The 16,345-nt window shown below is 59.8% G+C and carries 16 protein-coding genes; 13 read left to right on the top strand and 3 right to left on the bottom strand.

What is annotated here, in order from left to right:
- The first annotated feature begins 125 nt into the window (after positions 1–125).
- The gene (locus GSQ93_RS17730; protein ID WP_158936970.1) at positions 126–887 is read left to right on the top strand and encodes a 3-oxoacyl-ACP reductase; all 762 of its coding nucleotides are present in this window, start codon (positions 126–128) and stop codon (positions 885–887) included.
- A 133-nt stretch (positions 888–1,020) separates the two neighbouring features.
- Positions 1,021–1,491 carry a ribonuclease gene (locus GSQ93_RS17725; RefSeq protein ID WP_158936969.1) on the top strand — a complete coding sequence of 157 codons (471 nt, stop codon included), beginning with the start codon at positions 1,021–1,023 and terminating at the stop codon, positions 1,489–1,491.
- A gap of 102 nt (positions 1,492–1,593) precedes the next feature.
- Here the strand turns inward: GSQ93_RS17725 and GSQ93_RS17720 are convergent, their stop codons facing one another.
- Together GSQ93_RS17720 and GSQ93_RS17715 are read right to left on the bottom strand one after the other, a co-directional pair.
- Positions 1,594–2,760 carry a hypothetical protein gene (locus GSQ93_RS17720; protein WP_158936968.1) on the bottom strand — a complete coding sequence of 389 codons (1,167 nt, stop codon included), beginning with the start codon at positions 2,758–2,760 and terminating at the stop codon, positions 1,594–1,596.
- Positions 2,761–3,006: 246 nt separating this feature from the next.
- On the bottom strand, positions 3,007–3,927 hold the full coding sequence (locus tag GSQ93_RS17715; RefSeq protein WP_158936967.1) for a LysR family transcriptional regulator: 921 nt from the start codon (positions 3,925–3,927) through the stop codon (positions 3,007–3,009).
- Between the two features lie 79 nt (positions 3,928–4,006).
- Between GSQ93_RS17715 and GSQ93_RS17710 the strand changes: the two genes are divergently transcribed.
- The 11 genes from GSQ93_RS17710 (at position 4,007) to GSQ93_RS17660 (ending at position 14,865) form a co-directional block, all read left to right on the top strand.
- Positions 4,007–5,473, top strand: a complete 1,467-nt coding sequence (locus tag GSQ93_RS17710; RefSeq protein ID WP_254073921.1) for an aldehyde dehydrogenase family protein — start codon at positions 4,007–4,009, stop codon at positions 5,471–5,473.
- 16 nt (positions 5,474–5,489) lie between these two features.
- Positions 5,490–6,518: a dipeptidase gene (locus GSQ93_RS17705; protein ID WP_254073920.1), complete on the top strand. Its 1,029-nt coding sequence runs from the start codon at positions 5,490–5,492 to the stop codon at positions 6,516–6,518.
- A gap of 123 nt (positions 6,519–6,641) precedes the next feature.
- Positions 6,642–8,198, top strand: coding sequence for a BCCT family transporter (locus tag GSQ93_RS17700; protein WP_158936966.1), 1,557 nt, complete (start codon positions 6,642–6,644; stop codon positions 8,196–8,198).
- A complete protein-coding gene (locus GSQ93_RS17695; protein ID WP_216857630.1) occupies positions 8,195–9,952 on the top strand; it encodes a hypothetical protein in 1,758 nt (585 codons plus the stop codon). The genes GSQ93_RS17700 and GSQ93_RS17695 overlap by 4 nt, the downstream gene beginning before the upstream one ends.
- Before the next feature lies 1 nt (position 9,953).
- Positions 9,954–10,694 (top strand): DUF3726 domain-containing protein, encoded by a 741-nt coding sequence (locus GSQ93_RS17690; RefSeq protein WP_158936965.1) that lies wholly within the window; start codon positions 9,954–9,956, stop codon positions 10,692–10,694.
- Between the two features lie 343 nt (positions 10,695–11,037).
- Positions 11,038–11,280: a type II toxin-antitoxin system CcdA family antitoxin gene (locus GSQ93_RS17685; protein ID WP_254073919.1), complete on the top strand. Its 243-nt coding sequence runs from the start codon at positions 11,038–11,040 to the stop codon at positions 11,278–11,280.
- On the top strand, positions 11,280–11,600 hold the full coding sequence (locus GSQ93_RS17680) for a CcdB family protein (protein WP_158936963.1): 321 nt from the start codon (positions 11,280–11,282) through the stop codon (positions 11,598–11,600). The genes GSQ93_RS17685 and GSQ93_RS17680 overlap by 1 nt, the downstream gene beginning before the upstream one ends.
- A 258-nt stretch (positions 11,601–11,858) precedes the next feature.
- The gene (locus tag GSQ93_RS17675) at positions 11,859–12,119 is read left to right on the top strand and encodes a type II toxin-antitoxin system Phd/YefM family antitoxin (RefSeq protein ID WP_158936962.1); all 261 of its coding nucleotides are present in this window, start codon (positions 11,859–11,861) and stop codon (positions 12,117–12,119) included.
- Positions 12,116–12,379 (top strand): Txe/YoeB family addiction module toxin, encoded by a 264-nt coding sequence (locus GSQ93_RS17670; RefSeq protein ID WP_158936961.1) that lies wholly within the window; start codon positions 12,116–12,118, stop codon positions 12,377–12,379. Before GSQ93_RS17675 ends, GSQ93_RS17670 begins: the two co-directional genes overlap by 4 nt.
- Before the next feature lie 501 nt (positions 12,380–12,880).
- Positions 12,881–13,810, top strand: coding sequence for an alpha/beta hydrolase (locus GSQ93_RS17665; RefSeq protein ID WP_254073918.1), 930 nt, complete (start codon positions 12,881–12,883; stop codon positions 13,808–13,810).
- 62 nt (positions 13,811–13,872) lie between these two features.
- On the top strand, positions 13,873–14,865 hold the full coding sequence (locus GSQ93_RS17660) for an alpha/beta fold hydrolase (RefSeq protein ID WP_216857629.1): 993 nt from the start codon (positions 13,873–13,875) through the stop codon (positions 14,863–14,865).
- A gap of 190 nt (positions 14,866–15,055) precedes the next feature.
- Here GSQ93_RS17660 and nudC read toward each other — a convergent pair whose 3' ends face one another.
- Complete coding sequence (gene nudC / locus GSQ93_RS17655; RefSeq protein ID WP_158936959.1) at positions 15,056–15,994, bottom strand: NAD(+) diphosphatase; 939 nt, start codon at positions 15,992–15,994, stop codon at positions 15,056–15,058.
- Positions 15,995–16,345 lie beyond the last annotated feature (351 nt).

Raw genomic sequence — 16,345 nt, 5'->3', positions numbered from 1 at the left:
TTCGACAAAACGGTCTGGCCCGCACGAGCGAGAAGCCCCTCAAACGCCACTGGCTTAGCATTCGACCCAAACACGCGTGCGGCATAATGCTCCGATCCTGTCTAAAACGACCTTCGGAGAAATCGATGCTACTGGCTGAACAAAACGTCCTCGTGACCGGCGGGGCGCGCGGGCTTGGTGCGGCGATCACCGAAGCGCTCGCACGCGAAGGCGCTGGCGTCGTCATCAACTATCGCCGCAGCGACGCGCAGGCGAAAGCGCTCGTCGAGCGGCTTGGGCCGCGTGTCGTGGCGGTCCAGGCCGATATCACCGATGAAGCGTCGGTCGCGCGTCTCTTCGACGAAGCCCACGCGAAAAGCGGTCGGCCGGTGCATGCCGTGGTGAATAACGCATTAGCCGATTTCAGCTTCGATGGCGACGCCCGTCCGAAGATCGGCGACATCAAATGGGCGCGCTTTCAGCAGCAGATCGATGGGGCGCTCAAGGGCGCGCTCAACACGATTCAGGCTGCGTTGCCCGCGATGCGCGCCGCTGGCTTCGGCCGCATCGTCAATGTCGGGACCAATCTGTTCCAGAATCCCGTCGTGCCGTATCACGATTACACGGCGGCGAAAGCGGCGTTGCTCGCGCTGACGAGAACTGCATCGAACGATCTCGGACCCGATGGCATCACGGTGAACATGGTGTCAGGCGGTCTGCTGCGCACCACCGATGCCAGCAGCGCAACGCCCGAAGCCGTGTTCGATATGGTCGCGGGATTCACACCGCTGCGCCGCGTCACGACGCCCGCCGAGTTCGCTGACGCGGTGCTGTTCTTCCTCTCGCCGTGGGCGCGCGCGGTGACGGGACAAAACCTGGTTGTCGACGGTGGGTTGGTTAAGGGCTGAAGCGCCCGCGCATCGGCCTGGTCGTTGAATAAACCCCCCTATGTCTGCCGGCCATTGATTCGCTTTGCCATTAGCGATACCCTTAAATCGTTCGTGGTCGTCGAATGCGGGTCAACCCGGAGACAACGGTATCGTGAAGCGAGCTTGGGCTTTCTCTTGCGTCCTTGCCTTAAGCGCGATCCTCGGCGGATGCGGCAAGGATGGATCGCGGAACGCTACTCAGGAATCGGGCGCATCCGCGAGTCAGGCACCGGCTCAGCTCGGGCAGGCCGCGAGCGGCACACCCGCCGCATCGGGCGCGCAGGAGCGAGGCGCGCTAACCACCGTCACCAAGGCGCAGTTGCCGGGGGAAGCAGCCGAAACGCTACGTCTGATCAAAGCGGGCGGCCCTTTCCCTTTTGGCGAAGATGGTGTCTTGTTCCGCAACAGCGCGGGAATGTTGCCGCAACATCCGCGCGGCTATTACCACGCATACACAGTTCGCACGCCGGGCTCAGCGGATCGCGGGCAGCGCCGCATTGTGTGTGGCGGACTGCGCAAGCAGACCGGCGACTGCTACTACACCGACGATTACTACGTCAGTTTCAAACGCATTGCAGCATAACGTGAGCCCACTGAAAGCGCCTCTAGCCTCCTATAAAGCAGACACCGGTCCGTTGCATACGTAGGTCAGTGCGCGCCCGGCGGCGCAAGCTAGCGAGTGCGCTTACTCCCATCCCTGATACCCCGCTGGCTGGCCCGAATTGCCGTAACCGGCGGGGTACGGGCGGCGCAGTTCAGGCGGCGTGTACATCTGGTTATAGGCCGGATAAACAGGCGGGCGTGCCACTATGACGACCTGCCGCACCGCGGCTTGAGGAGGCGGTCGAGGTACGTAGGCGGACTGCGCGTAAGCCGGTTGGTACTGAGCGGGCGGATACTGGTTATAGGCCGGCGCCGCCGCGTATTGCTGGGGCTGTCGGTTCTGCGCCGCTTGGGTCGCTTGGGTCGCTGGAGCCGCTTGAGTCCGTTGCTCCGCGGCGTAATGCGATTCCTCATCGGCCTGCCGATACTGCGGCAGCGCCCGCTGAGCGTTCTGTGAATAGCGACTCTGTGATACCTGTGCGTCACCGTCATCGTCCGATTTTGCTTCCGGCAATGCCGTTACGGCTTGCGTCGGAATCAGTATCGGCGGCTGGGAGTCGGTCGCAAACATCTTCGACGGCGTAGTCCGTGTAGAAACCTGCTTCAAAGGCGCACGTTGCACGTCAGCCCGCTTAGGCGGCGCGACCTGCACCGAAGCCTGCTTCAACGACGCGACTGGCGCATAGACCCGCCTCGGCGGCACAGACTCGACTTGCGGGTAAACATGCTTTTGCGGCACGGCTGCGACATGCGCGGGAACGCGCTTCAGCGGAGCAGGCTCCGCCTGTGCGACGACCAGCCTGGACGGCGTGACTCGTGCAGCAGCAATCCGCTTCGGCGATGCAACCGGCGCGGATACTTGCCTTGGCGACGCCGCTTGCGCCACGACCCGCTTTGGCGGCGCAACCCGCTCAGCAAACGGCTTCGGCGATGCGGGCATGGCCGGCGCGGCAAGCTGCTTCGGCGGATGTTTTACCTCGTCACCCAAGGTCGCATAGGATGTCGAGTCTTCCCTGGCGCGCGCGTTATAGCCGATGAAATACGCATAGCGCAGGTCCTTCAGGCGCGCCTGATTGTCGCCATCGGCGGAGACGCGTTCTTCGCCGGGATCCAGAGATGCATCGACGGTCGAGTCTTCGTAAGCCGTGGCCGAGGCTGCGGCGTCAGCGGCACGGGCGGGTTCGGGATGCAGCGCGCCCACGGAAGACATCAGCGCGGCGGCGACCGCGACGAGCACTTTCTTTTCCATACTTTCACCTCGGAATTCCGTGCGACAGGCCGCGTGGAATTCTCCAATCTCCGGACCGGACTTTCAGTCCCGTGTCCGGGATATCGACTCTTTTCGACACGTCCTGAAGGGCTCAGGATGATGTTTCGGGTATAACCCAGTCGAAAGACGATAGGCCAAACAAACATCGCAGTACCGACGTTATCGGTCCGGAAATTTTTGCCTGCTCTGGCGGCGATGGCATGCATCCGACGCGCTGACGCACACTCAACCAGGAAGCAGCCGGCGCACCAGTTCCGAAAACCGGGAAGCGTTGAGGTCCTCGATAAAACTCGCTCGTAGCGCATCCGACGCCGGACTGAGCGACCTTCCGCCAAGCTCGACAAACCCAACCGTGCGTTCGATCCGCGGTGCATCTATGGGGATGAACCGTAGCGTGTCGCGGTATCGTTGCTTCGCGAGATAGGGCAGCACGGTGAGTCCTACGCCGCCCTCCACAGCGGCGAGCAGCGTGGTGGTATTGGCGATGAAGATTTCATCCTGCAGGGCAGCCGCTTCGCGTACGGCGGGAGGCAGCGCGCGAAGCGTGCCATTGCCTATCATCCGGTACGCCGACAGGTCGCTCCATTCAACGCGCCGTTGCCTGAACAGCGCGTGTCCGGAATTCACGACGACGCACATTACGTCTGCAAGCAGGGGCGTAAAACTCAGCTCGAATTCCTGCTCCGGTTCACTGGCGATTCCGAAATCGATCGCGCCGGAGCGCACGCGATCGTGGATGTACGCAGCGGTGCCGTCTTCCACATGCAGTTGGATGCCGGGATAACGCGCGGCGAACCGGCTGATTGCACGCGGCAACAGTTCATGCGCGATCGACGGCACAGCGGCAACGCGCACGCTGCCACCCCGCACCCGTGCAACATCGATGGCGGCCGAAAGCGTGCGCTCGTAGTGCTCCACGAGCTTTCTGGCTTCGCCATAAAACATCGCGCCGAAGGGCGTGGCAGTGGCATGGCTGCCCTTCTCGAAGAGCGGGGTGCCAAGCGCGGTTTCAAGTTCCTTAACCGATAGCGACAACGCCGGCTGGCTTCGAAACACGGCTTTCGCTGCTGCCTTGAAGCCTCCGTGCTCAATGACCGACACGAAATGCCGAAGCTGCGTGATCTTCACATCCGGGAAGTTGTCCATGATCTGAATAAGTTTTATAAATATTTTTATATAAACAATTGATTTTGATTATTTTACGCGGGTTCTTAGAATCGATCTCATGTCAAACGCATTGAGAACGATGATGAATCCGCAGACCTATTTGAACTGGATCGACGGCCGCTGGGCAGCGGGCGAGACGGTTATCGAGAACCGCAGCCCGTCGGACACAGACGACCTGATCGGCCGCTACACGCAGGCAACGAGCGCCCAGGTGCAGGCGGCCATTGCAGCCGCAGCCGTCGCGCAACCGGTCTGGGCTTCGACCGGACTCGAAAAGCGGCACGACGTGCTGCGGGCTATCGGCGATGAATTGATTGCTCGCAGCCAGGAGCTTGGCCGGCAACTGGCGTGGGAAGAGGGGAAGACGCTTGCGGAAGGCATCGGTGAAGTCTATCGATCGGGCCAGTTTTTCCATTACTTCGCGGCCGAAGTCCTTCGCCAGTTGGGCGGCAAAGCTGATTCGGTGCGCCCGGGTGTCGAGATCGATATCCAGCGGGAAGCGCTCGGCGTTGTAGGCGTCATCACGCCCTGGAATTTCCCGATGGCAACCGCGTGCTGGAAAATCGCGCCCGCCCTCGCATTCGGCAATGCGGTCCTGTTCAAGCCGGCCAATCTGACCCCCGCCAGCGCATGGGCCCTCACTGAGATCATCAGCCGCCAGGCGTTGCCGGCGGGCACATTCAACCTGTTAATGGGTTCGGGTGCATCGGTTGGCAATGAGCTGGCGGGATCGCGCTCGGTCAACGGCATTTCATTTACCGGTTCGCTCGATACCGGCCGGCGTATCGCGGCCGTCGCGGCGGCGAACCTCATCAAGCTGCAGATGGAAATGGGCAGCAAGAATGCGCTTGTCGTGCTCGACGATGCGGACATTGACCTCGCAGTCGAGTGTGCGTTCCAGGGTGCCTATTCCGGCACGGGACAGAAGTGCACGGCCTCGTCGCGGCTGGTGGTGACACACGCTGTGCACCGGCAATTCGTCGAGCGGCTGACCACAAAACTACGCAACGTGAAGGTGGGACGCGCGCTGGACGACGGCGTGCAAATGGGGCCGGTTATCGACGGCGGGCAGCTTGAACAGAATCTTCGCTACATCGATATAGGCAAACGCGAAGGCGCGCGACTGGTGCTCGGCGGCGAACATCTCGCGCGGCCCGAGCGCGCATTTTGCATGTCGCCGGCTTTGTTCGATGACGGCCATAACACCATGCAGCTTAATCGCGACGAAGTGTTCGGCCCGATTGCCTGCGTGATACCCGTGCGCGACTACGACGAGGCGCTGGCTGTGTCGAACGATACGCAGTTCGGTCTGACGGCGGGAATCGTCACGCAATCCCTCAAGCACGCCACGCATTTTCGCCGGCATGCACAAGCGGGCTGCGTGATGGTGAATTTGCCGACCGCAGGAACCGACTATCACGTGCCGTTCGGCGGCCGCAAGTCGTCAAGTTACGGCCCGCGCGAGCAGGGCCCGAATGCAGCCGAGTTCTATACGACGCTGAAAACTTCCTACACGCGCGCCTGAACGGCAGGGACATCTCATGACCATGCATCGCTCCTTGCTTGTTGTCGACGGCACGCAATACTCAAACTGGAACCGGCAGATCTTCGAAGAGATGCGCGCCGGAGGCGTAACAGCAGTCAACGCGACGATCGTCTACTGGGAGAATGCGCGCGAAACGCTGTCGCGCATTGCCGAGTGGAACGCGCTCTATGAACACCATGGCGACCTTGTCATGCCAGCCCGCACGATGGACGACGTGTTGCGCGCGAAGAGCATGGGGAAAATAGCAATTTTATACGGACTACAAAATTGTTCACCGATCGAAGATGATATCGGTCTTGTCGAGGTCTTCCGCGATCTCGGCGTGCGCACCATGCAACTGACATACAACAACCAAAGTCCACTTGCGACGGGTTGTTATGAATCGTCAGATAGCGGCATTACCCGCTTTGGTCGCGTGGTGATCAAGGAGATGAACCGTGTCGGCATGATCGTGGATATGTCGCACAGCGCTGAACGTTCGACCCTGGAAGCGATCGAGATTTCCGAGCAGCCGATTGTGATCAGCCACGCCAATCCGAGCTTCTTTCACGAAGCCAAACGCAACAAATCGGACGACGTTTTACGCGCTTTGGCCGCGCGCGGTGGCCTGGTCGGGTTCAGTCTTTATCCTTTTCACCTGAAGAACGGCAGCCGCTGCACGCGCGGTGAATTTACTGACATGGTGGCGCGAACCGTCGATCTGCTTGGCATCGATCACGTTGGTATTGGCAGCGACCTGTGCCAAGGGCAGCCGTACAGCGTTCTCGAATGGATGCGTAACGGCCGCTGGAGTAAGGAAACCGATTTCGGCGAAGGCAGCGCGAACAATGCCGCGTGGCCCGAGCCGGTCAACTGGTTCCGTTCGAGTGCGGACTTTCCGAATCTGACGGCCGCGCTGGATCACGCAGGTTTTGCCGAATCGGACATCGCCAAGATCATGGGTGGCAACTGGATGAGGATCTTGCGTGATGCAGAAAATAGCCGTGACCTTTACGCGTCGGCCGGCGCAGCGGCGGCGCGTTAATGCGCTAGTCCGTTAGTGCATTAGCCATCGCCCTGTGTGGCCTTGAACAATTCAACCGGCACCACCTTGAACCAACAACGTATTGGTATGGGTGCCTTAACAATTTATCCTCCTGGAGGAGACATGGAAATTCCAACCACGCCGAGCATTGAAGCCAATCGCGATGCGTCGGAGCATCGCAAAGGCGGCATCGACTGGCCCATTTTCTGGATCAGCGGCGGATTCTTCCTGCTGTTCCTGATCGCAGCGATGGTCAATCTGGGCTGGCTATCCACGGCGGTGGATACCGCTTTCGGATGGGCCACCAAGGGCTTCGGACTCTACTGGCAAGTGCTGATGCTCGCCACCTTCGCGGTCAGTCTGGGCATCGCGTTCTCGAAGCTGGGACGCGTGAAGCTGGGCGGTATAGGACAAGTACCCTCCAATACGACCTTCAACTGGGTGGTCATCATCATGTGCGCATTGCTGGCCGGTGGCGGCGCGTTTTGGGCGGCTGCCGAACCCTTGATGCATTTCGTCAATCCGCCACCCTTTTATGGGGTAGAGGGCAAGACGTATGCGGCCGGCGTCGCGGCACTCTCGCAATCGTTCCTGCATTGGGGCTTTCTCGCATGGGCAGTACTGGGTAGTCTGCTAAGCATTGTGTTGATGCATCTGCACTACGACAAGGGCTTGCCGCTTGCGCCGCGCACCTTGCTCTATCCGCTGTTCGGCGCGCGTGCTCTCAAAGGACCGATCGCAGCAATTGCCGATGCAACATCGATCATCGCGGTGGCCGCAGGCACGATCGGACCGATCGGTTTTCTCGGTCTGCAAATTGCCTATGTGCTCCATTCCGTCTGGAACGTGCCCGATACAATCACAACACAGGCGCTCGTCATTCTTGCAGTCACGGCAATCTTCACGGCTGCCTGCATCGCCGGTCTTGAAGGCTTGCGTTTTGTTTGCAAGATCCACGTGTGGCTGATGCTCGGGCTCGCTGCTTTCCTCTATCTGTTCGGGCCGACGGAATTTCTCACCACGGTTTTCTTCAAGGCATTCGCCACGCACATCGTTGATTTCGCGCAGACTGCGATGTATCGCGGCGACAGCAAGTGGCTTAATTCATGGACGCTCTTCTACTGGGGCTGGTTCATCGGCTACGCCCCGATCATGGCGATCTACGTCGCGAAGGTCTCGCGGGGACGCACGATCCGCGAAGTGGTGGTGTTGCTCTCGATTGCCGCGCCGCTCATCACCATGCTGTGGTTCACGCTGGTTGGCGGAACGGGTATTGGCATTGAGCTGAAGTCGCCGGGCGCCGTGATCGGCCATGGCACGCAACCTGAAGCGCTGCTGCTCGGTGTTGCCCAGGCCATGCCGCTGCGCAATCTGGTTTCCGCGCTGTTCCTGTTCCTCAGCTTTTTCTCGGTGGTGACGAACGGCGGATCGATGGCCTATACCATCGCGATGGCGGTGACCGGTGACCGGGGGGAGCCGAGCAACTGGCTGAAGATTTTCTGGGCCGTGGGCATGGGTCTGGTGGGCGCGGTGTTGATTACGATGGGCGCGGGTGGGGTGAGTGCGTTGCAGTCGTTTATCGTCATTACGGCAGTGCCTGTGTCGATCATCATTCTGCCTTCGCTGTGGGACGCTGTCCGCATAGCCCGCACGATGGCGGCCGAGCAAGGAGTGAAATGATGGCGATCCATGCAATCACGGACGATAGGCAAGAGCGTGTGCGTGTGCTGGGCGACCAGACGCCCAGCGGACCGCTTCGTAGTCCGGATATCACGAACCGCACCGAGCGGCTGGGCGCAATGCACGGTACACGCCTGAGCTTCGTGCGTTCTCTCGTGCGACGGATGGCGTACGACAACTGGCGCATTCGTGCCACGAGCATGGACCTGGATGACGATGGCTTCGGCGTCTGCATCTATACCATCGAAGCCTACGGCGAGCGCTACAGTCAGGTCATTTTCTCGCAATATCTCGATGACTCGGAACGTACCGACCGCGTTATCGCGCAGAAGTGGGATATCACTTCCGCGCTGATTTGCGGCGTTCCGAGCGCTGCTGATATTGTGTATCTGCGTGGCAACGTGCCGTTGCAGGAGGCGGGCCGTTTGCGCGCCAACGACCTGGTCTTGTGTCGCGCGAACAAGAGCGTGCGCAACTTCGGGTACGTGGTGGACTGCCTCGCCGCAGGCAGGCAACCGGACCCCGCAGCGTTCGAACGGGTCGGCTATCTGATCCGGACGACGGCGGTGTACGGCAATGGCAAGTTCGGCATAGCGGATTATCCGCGGCTCGTCGACAGCCGGGCATTCGACCGAGGTTTCTCCGCGCAGATGTGCGCCGTATTCGTGCTGCGCGACTTCAGCGTGCGGTTAGTGGAACACGTTGCCGCACGACGCAATCCGCGAGCAGCGGTCAAGCTGGCGCACAGCTTCCGGCGTTATCTCGGCGTAGGCAATGCAACCGGTCTTGGCATGGCGCCGTTTCTCGTGCGTCATCCCGTGCAGGTCGATCAGTGGATACGCGCTCGCGAGACGGCACTGGCGCGCGTGCTGGCGGTTGAATCGGTTGATCGTGGCGCAGTCGAGCGCGCGATGGGATTGCTTGCGCGTGCGGGTCGCCATGTTGCGCAGGTTCACACCGATCATCTGCCGGAAGCGGCGCGCAATGCGCTGATTATCGATGAACTGCCCCGGCTCGCCCGTGAATTGCAGATCACCTGCGAGCAAAAGGGCGCGTTCCGCTGGAGCAAATTGCTTTCGTGGGCGACCGCGCAGCTTTCCTGTGCGACGCAGGAAATCCTCGTTACCGTGCTGATCGAGCTTTATCCCGAACTGGTGGATTCGATTGAATGCGCGACGCCTGTCGATGACGCGCTGACGCTTGATCCGGACATGTCCGTTGGCGAGTTGCGCGAGCTTGTCGAGCGCGACTACGGATGGGTGATGGAACAGCCGGCCGCGCAGCGGGACGATGATCATTTCTTCTGGTACAGGTCAGCAGAAAAGGAAGAGCCGAGGCTTGGCGTGCGTGCTGAAGAAGCGGGCGCTGAGCTGGAGCAGCCGCTGGATATCTCGCGTCAGGTATTGCGGCTGCATACCAAGTTGAAGGCGCAGGGGGACGACGTTCGCACTGTTGCAGGGTTTGTTGCCGAGTGTCCCGAGTACCGGGCCATCGTGCGGCGAATCCAGACGCTTGCATCGCACGCTTACGGCGAAATCCGTCACAACCTGCTCGCGCAGGACATGCTGCCCATCGACCTGATGCGCGCCAAGTTGTCGATGTTCGGTGCGAGCAAGTTCGATCCGAAGTCGAACCTGTGGGTCCGGGTCACGCTTTATCAGGGAGCGCCGACGCTCGACGACCTCTCGCCGGACATGGTCGACGATTGGGCGTTTCCCTGCGTCCCGGGCGGCAACGAACGAGGAGACGCATGACATGAAGATGGCGCTCAACGAACTGAATTCGCTGTGTCGCAGCGCGCTGGAAGGCAGCGGCTGGACGCAAGGCGATTACGAAGATGCAGCGGACGCCGCCGTGTGGTTGCAGGCGATGGGGTTCGACGGCATGGAGGCAATCAACGGACTTCTTGGCGTCGCACGCCAGGAGGAATATGTCGTCGAGCCAGCGCTTCTGGGTAAGCCGGGCGCACGCGTGGAGCCCAACACATCCTGTACCGGACTCGCAGGTTGTCTGCTGGCGTTCGACTTGGCATGGGCGAGGGCGACGCCGGCGGGCACGGGTACCGTGAGGGTATCGAATGCATTGTCGCCACGCCTCGCACTGTATGGTCTGAAGTCGATGTGCGCGCGCGGTCGCCGTTTTGATCTGTCGTGGACGGACCGAGTGGGCCGGCATTTTGCCGCGACGTCCGGGCACGAAGTGTATCCCGCTTACCTCGGTTGCAACGCGCAGGCAGGAACCACGTCGCTAGAGATCATTGTGCGATGCACGACGGAGGTGGTGCCATTCGATGCGGCGCTCGCAGCTCCTCAAAACATGGCTGGCGCAATCGATGCGGCGGAATTGGACGCGCGCTATCGCGACGCGCTGTGGCGTGGGATCGTTGTCGATGCTACGCAGGTGGATCGGCTGATCGCATGGAAGAGCAAGGTGCTGGTGCCGGCATCGCAAATGTCGCGAGACCAAGGGGCGGGAGGCGCGGACGATGGATTCTGATACGTCTTCGTCCATTGAGAAGATGAAGGGCGCGCTATCCAGGCCCGGGCGGGCGCCGGAGCAACCTTTGGTCAGTCAGCCACTCCGTTTGCGTCCCGATCTCGAGGAGCACGAAATCTTAAAACTCTGCGGAAGTGGCAGCATGGGTTAAAGCTAACTCATCGGTTTGCAGGTTTGGCCGCCAAAGGCGGGTCGAGAGATCTATCGCGTCTTTGCTCCCCGCCATAAGTTGGCGTACCGGCAGGAATGCCTACGGCAGCACGAGCCGGCAGACGGTCGGATTGGATAGCGACCATCATGTATGTGGACTATAATGCACATGGTTTACAACATGGAGATGCGCATGGGTAAGGCACTTGAAGTCCGGGCGCGTAAGTCCACGAACGTCACGCTGCCGCCTGAAATTCTGGATCGGGCCAAAGAACTCGGGATCAACCTTTCGCGCGCGAGTGAGCGTGGTGTGCGCGAAGAAATCCAGGAGACTGAGGCGCGCCGTTGGGCAGCCGACAACGCCGAGCTGGTCGCGGCATACACTGCAATGGTCGAACGCGACGGGCTGCCGCTCGCGAAGTACAGGACGTTTTAATGGCGCGTTTTGATCTGTACGGTAACCCCGACGACGAGACCCGGCGCCTTGCACCGTACCTGCTCGACGTGCAGAGTGCCCATGTCGGAATCTTGCCGACGCGCGTCGTGATTCCTCTGAGACCTACCCCGGATCTCGGGTTCTCAGGCAAACCGTCCGATTTGCTGCCGGTCTTTGAAATCAATGGCGAGAAACACTTCCTCGACACGCCTGCCATGGGCGCCATTCCGTTGAATGCGCTCGGCCGGCGCATCGGCTCCCTTGCGGATCATCGCGACGCCATCCTCGCTGCGCTCGACCGTATCTTCGGCGCGTATTGATCGAAGGCAGAAGTAAAAAATACGATCGTTCTGGAAATTGATAAGCAGGCGGAGCGTCGTGACGACGACAGAAGAGCCGGACGCGTCATATGAGGCGGATAAAGTGATCTGACTGGCTTTCGGATTTCAATGCGGTGTTCGGCCGGTTCGATAATTGAACACGTGAAGAGGAAAACGCGCATGTACAGGTAGCTGTACATGTTGGTTCGGCTACGTTACACTTGTACATCTTTAGGTACAGGTTAACAAGGAGAACAAATGCGCACAATCCCTTTTACCGACGCACGCGCAAACCTTAAGCAGGTTATCGATAACGTGGTTGATGACGTAGACGTTACGCTTATCACTCGTCGCGATGCACCCAATGCGGTTGTCATGTCACAGGAGCATTACGACAGTTTGATGGAGACGGTTTATCTGCTGCGCTCACCAGCAAACGTTGCTCATCTTGAGCGGTCTATTACCCAATTGCGCGCGGGCAAGGTCAAGTCGCGCAAGCTGGACGAAGCTGGCGAATGAGCACCTTGAATATCATGTGGACTGCCGAGGCATGGGACGACTATGTCTACTGGCAGGGGCAAGATAAGAAGACGGTTAAACGAATCAATCAGCTTGTCAAAGAAACTCTACGAACACCGTTCGAGGGTATCGGAAAACCTGAACCGCTGAAGGCAAATTTGACAGGTTTTTGGTCGCGACGCATCGACGAAGTTAATCGTCTAGTTTATGAGGTTACGGATGCGCCGATCAACATCGTTTCATGCCGCTACCACTACTGATAGTCGGTATCGGAATTCATGGGAAAAGACATGAAGCAAACGATCCATCTCTTTCATTTTGAGTCATCGAACATCATTCGGCTATGGCGTTGCATGGCCCTAAGGCGTTGGCCTTGACTGCAGCGAGCACGTTGAGCGCATGTTGAAGGGAAAGCATCTTTCGCAGTTTGCGACGCGGCGAGCTTCAATCGCCGAGCAAGTCAGATCCGGCCTCCACGAAATCCTTCCGAACTCAAACAATTCTCGCGTCTAACCGCCGCGGCGGTGCGATGAGGGAACTTCTTTTAAAGAATAGAGATCTGCTTGATTGATTTAATCGAACATCGTGATAATAATTTCGATGGAAATTGAATCGATAAAAAAGCAGATCGAATTCGAAGTCCGCGTCCTTCCCGGACGACCCGTACATCGGAGAATGTTCCTGCCATGATCGCCCGCACCTTCGCCTCACCCCGTCATTCCACACGCTATTGGGAGGCCGGACCCGCTGAGGGGCCATTGATGATTTTCCTTCACGGCTGGCCTGGGCTGGGTCTGATGTGGCGCGCGCAGATCGAGGCATTCGCGTCGGATGGCTGGCGCTGCATTGCGCCGGACATGCGCGGATACGGCGGCTCGTCGACACCAGGCGCGCCCGATGCCTATGCGCTCGAAGAGGTAGTGGACGACCTGGTCGAGCTTCATGACCATCTGGGCGCGAGTCCGGCAATATGGGTCGGCCACGATCTGGGAAGCCCGGTGGCCGCGGCGCTCGCTGCGCATCACGCGAAACGCAGCCGTGCGGTTGTCTTCGTCTCCGTTCCGTATATGCCCGAGAGCTTCGGGTTGCGCAGTCTGCTGCCCCTGGTCGATCGGACGCTTTATCCCGCCGATCAGTATCCGGACGGGCAATGGGACTACTACCGCTTCTACCTGACGCATTTCGATCAGACCGTGACCGACTTCAATGCCGACATAGCGTCGTCACTGGCGGCGATCTATCGGTCTGGAGACCCTAAGTCCGTGGATCACGTCTATCGCTCTGCGCTGGTCTCGCGCAATGGAGGCTGGTTCGGTTCGGCCCGTCGCGCGCCGACGGTCGCGCCGGATGCGGCGCTCTGGCCGTCTGCCGACTTCGACGCGCTGGTTGATGCGTTCCGTGTGACCGGCTTTCGTCCGGGTAACGCGTGGTATCTGAACGATGACGCCAACATCGCCTACGCTCGAACTGCGCCCGACAGCGGCCGCCTGAGCCAGCCCGTGCTGTTCGTGAACGGCGAATTCGATGGCATCTGCGACATCACCCGCAGCGCTCTCGGCGAGCCCATGCGAAACGCCTGCACGGAGCTGTCTGTGGCGACGCTCGGCGCAGGCCACTGGCTGCCGCTCGAACGCAAGGCTGAACTCGTCCAGGTAATCCGCTCCTGGCTCGAGGCGAAGGGGCTGTCGTAGCCGTCACGGACGCATCCTGACCCGCATCGGGTCTTGCACGTCGACTAAAGGAGTTAAATGAAATGAGCGCCTCGAACAGCGATGACATGACTTCGGATTTCAGCGAAGGCATCAAACACTACAGCATCGAGACCAATGGCATTTCCTTGCACGTGACAGAGCAAGGGGAGGGGCCAGCAGTGCTGTTCTGCCATGGGTTTCCTGACACCTCCTATACGTGGCGCCAGCAGATGAAGGTCATTGCATCGGCGGGATATCGGGCAATTGCCCCCGATATGCGCGGTTATGGGCGAAGCTCGGCTCCGGCCGACGCAAGTCTGTACACACCGTTGCACACGACAGGCGACCTGATTGGTTTGCTTGATGCGCTAAAGATTCCCCGCGCTGTCCTCGTCGGTCATGACTGGGGAGCGACACATGCGTGGAACGCGGCTCTGATGCGCCCGGACAGATTCGCGGCGGTATTCTGCCTCAGTGTCCCTTTCGTGCCGCGCGGAGACGTCAGTGTTTTCGACCGGATGCGACAGGCAGGGCATCAAGACAAGTTCTACATGTTCGACCAAATTCGGCCCGACGCCGACGAAACCTGGGCCAATGCCGCGGTGACCATTCCCGGCATTCTGTATTGGGCATCCGGTACTGCGCCAACCGGCCAGCAGTGGAGTCCAATGGATCCGGCTCGAAGCCTTTATCGGGCTGCTCCCGGAGCGTTGCCCTCGTGGGCGCCACCGGATTACGTCGCGCATAACATCGCGGAATTTCAGCGTACCGGTTTCCACGGAGGGTTGAATTACTACCGCGCGGCGGAGCCGTATTTTGTCTTGTCCGCTCCGTGGAAGGGCGCGAAGATCCTTCAGCCGTCGTTTTTTATCTGGGGCAAGGCGGACGGTCTGAGAGAGCTATATCCGCTTAGCCTGGACGACCTTCGCGCCGGCTTACCGGGCCTTGCAGGAGGACTCGAACTCGATAACGTGGGGCATTGGGTACAACATGAGGCCGCCGCCGAGGTCAGCGACCAACTGCTGAAGTTTGTGCGTACCGTTGACCTCGCGTGATCGTTACGGACACTGTCCTGTTTACTCTCGCTCCAGGCTCTGTTTCGTGGAGCGAAGAAGATGGCGGCTTAACGGAGGCTCACGAGAGTCTTCAATGACCCTTGTGCTCAAAGAACGGACATCGGCCAACTGGGACACCGGTTGTCCGGGTTGGGTCGAACCGGGTCTTGGCAAAGAAGGCCGTTCAAATTTAGCCGTTCAACACCGATGTACCCCGGGCGACGTACGCCTGTAACAAGTGATGAGCAATTGCGAACGGGTGGGGCGCCGACAGACCGTGCGCATGGGTTCCCGCGAGCATTGCTGCGGCCTCCTCGCGCGAGAACCAGCGGGCGTCTTCAAGTTCGGCTGTATCGACGACGATGTTGGTGTCGCTCGCCTGCGCGAAGCAGCCAATCATCAGCGATGAAGGGAAAGGCCACGGCTGCGACGCAAAGTAGACAACCGTTGCACACTTCACATGCGCTTCCTCCATGACTTCACGGCGTACGGCATCTTCCGCGGTCTCGCCTGGTTCAACGAAGCCGGCAAGGGCCGAGTACATTCCAGATGCGAACTGACGCTGACGTCCGAGCAGACACCGTTCACCATCGATCACCAGCATGATCACGACTGGATCGACCCGCGGGAAATGGCGCGCGCTGCAAACATCGCAAATGCGTTGCCAGCCGGCCGCCGCGACGCGGCTTGCGGAGCCGCAGTTCGCGCAGAAGGAGTGGCGAAGGTGCCAGTCAAGCATTGACTTCGCCTCGGCCAGGATTCCGAGCAAGCCCCCCGCAACGAGGCCCCGTAGCGCGATTGAGCGAAGGTCGATGCGATCGTGCATTACATCTTTCGACGCATCGTCGGGCGTGGCCCTGAAGCCGAGTGCGAAGCGTCCACTTCCGTTGCTGTCCTCTCCGAGGAAGATGCTATGAAGCGGCTCGCCGAAAGCCGTGGTCTCGCTTGCGAGGAACCACGGGTCATGCTCGCTGCCTTGCTTGAGCAACGGGGCGTCGCCGTTGAAGACGAGAAAGCGGGATGCCGGGTCGTTGCGCAGACGTTCGATGAAGGCGTGGTCGTCGCGTTTTTCGGAACGGCGGTCGAGCGGGTTTAAGTTAAAGCCAATGGACGCGGGAAGTGCAGTCATCACGATTGTGAATTTGGTCAGGGAGGTCCGAAAGTATGGCACGGCCTTCGGTCGCCAACCTATGTCGGGTTTCGTCAGTGCCCAGACCAAGAGCGCCAACCGGCTGAAGGTGTAGTTGATCAATCACTTTGCAAACAAGCTCCTTTTGCGGACGACGGACGACGGGGAATGTTCGCAATTCACGCAACGGTTTTTGTTCACCATCAAGTTTTGACAAACCACCGTGCCACCGCGGCATGCAAGCCTTCAAGGCTGCAGCAACGCTCGTTCGCCGGTTCCAGACCATGCAAGAGGCAAACCTCACCCAGGTCGCCCCAAATCGACAGAACATTTCTGTATCACTTTTAAAAC

Source organism: Burkholderia sp. S171, from assembly GCF_009766085.1.
In the GTDB taxonomy this organism is placed as follows: Bacteria; Pseudomonadota; Gammaproteobacteria; order Burkholderiales; family Burkholderiaceae; genus Caballeronia.
The sequence above is the reverse complement of the archived record's forward strand: the minus strand, read 5'-3'. Positions and strand labels throughout refer to the sequence as shown.

What these genes read in the sequence shown, in the direction of transcription:
- GSQ93_RS17720 (WP_158936968.1), bottom strand. Translation starts at nt 2,760, where the DNA reads ATGGAAAAGAAAGTGCTCGTCGCGGTCGCCGCCGCGCTGATGTCTTCC.
- nudC (WP_158936959.1), bottom strand. Translation starts at nt 15,994, where the DNA reads ATGACTGCACTTCCCGCGTCCATTGGCTTTAACTTAAACCCGCTCGAC.
- GSQ93_RS17670 (WP_158936961.1), top strand. Translation starts at nt 12,116, where the DNA reads ATGAGCACCTTGAATATCATGTGGACTGCCGAGGCATGGGACGACTAT.
- GSQ93_RS17700 (WP_158936966.1), top strand. Translation starts at nt 6,642, where the DNA reads ATGGAAATTCCAACCACGCCGAGCATTGAAGCCAATCGCGATGCGTCG.
- GSQ93_RS17690 (WP_158936965.1), top strand. Translation starts at nt 9,954, where the DNA reads ATGAAGATGGCGCTCAACGAACTGAATTCGCTGTGTCGCAGCGCGCTG.
- GSQ93_RS17705 (WP_254073920.1), top strand. Translation starts at nt 5,490, where the DNA reads ATGACCATGCATCGCTCCTTGCTTGTTGTCGACGGCACGCAATACTCA.
- GSQ93_RS17665 (WP_254073918.1), top strand. Translation starts at nt 12,881, where the DNA reads ATGATTTTCCTTCACGGCTGGCCTGGGCTGGGTCTGATGTGGCGCGCG.
- GSQ93_RS17685 (WP_254073919.1), top strand. Translation starts at nt 11,038, where the DNA reads ATGGGTAAGGCACTTGAAGTCCGGGCGCGTAAGTCCACGAACGTCACG.
- GSQ93_RS17710 (WP_254073921.1), top strand. Translation starts at nt 4,007, where the DNA reads ATGTCAAACGCATTGAGAACGATGATGAATCCGCAGACCTATTTGAAC.
- GSQ93_RS17715 (WP_158936967.1), bottom strand. Translation starts at nt 3,927, where the DNA reads ATGGACAACTTCCCGGATGTGAAGATCACGCAGCTTCGGCATTTCGTG.
- GSQ93_RS17660 (WP_216857629.1), top strand. Translation starts at nt 13,873, where the DNA reads ATGAGCGCCTCGAACAGCGATGACATGACTTCGGATTTCAGCGAAGGC.
- GSQ93_RS17730 (WP_158936970.1), top strand. Translation starts at nt 126, where the DNA reads ATGCTACTGGCTGAACAAAACGTCCTCGTGACCGGCGGGGCGCGCGGG.
- GSQ93_RS17695 (WP_216857630.1), top strand. Translation starts at nt 8,195, where the DNA reads ATGATGGCGATCCATGCAATCACGGACGATAGGCAAGAGCGTGTGCGT.
- GSQ93_RS17675 (WP_158936962.1), top strand. Translation starts at nt 11,859, where the DNA reads ATGCGCACAATCCCTTTTACCGACGCACGCGCAAACCTTAAGCAGGTT.
- GSQ93_RS17680 (WP_158936963.1), top strand. Translation starts at nt 11,280, where the DNA reads ATGGCGCGTTTTGATCTGTACGGTAACCCCGACGACGAGACCCGGCGC.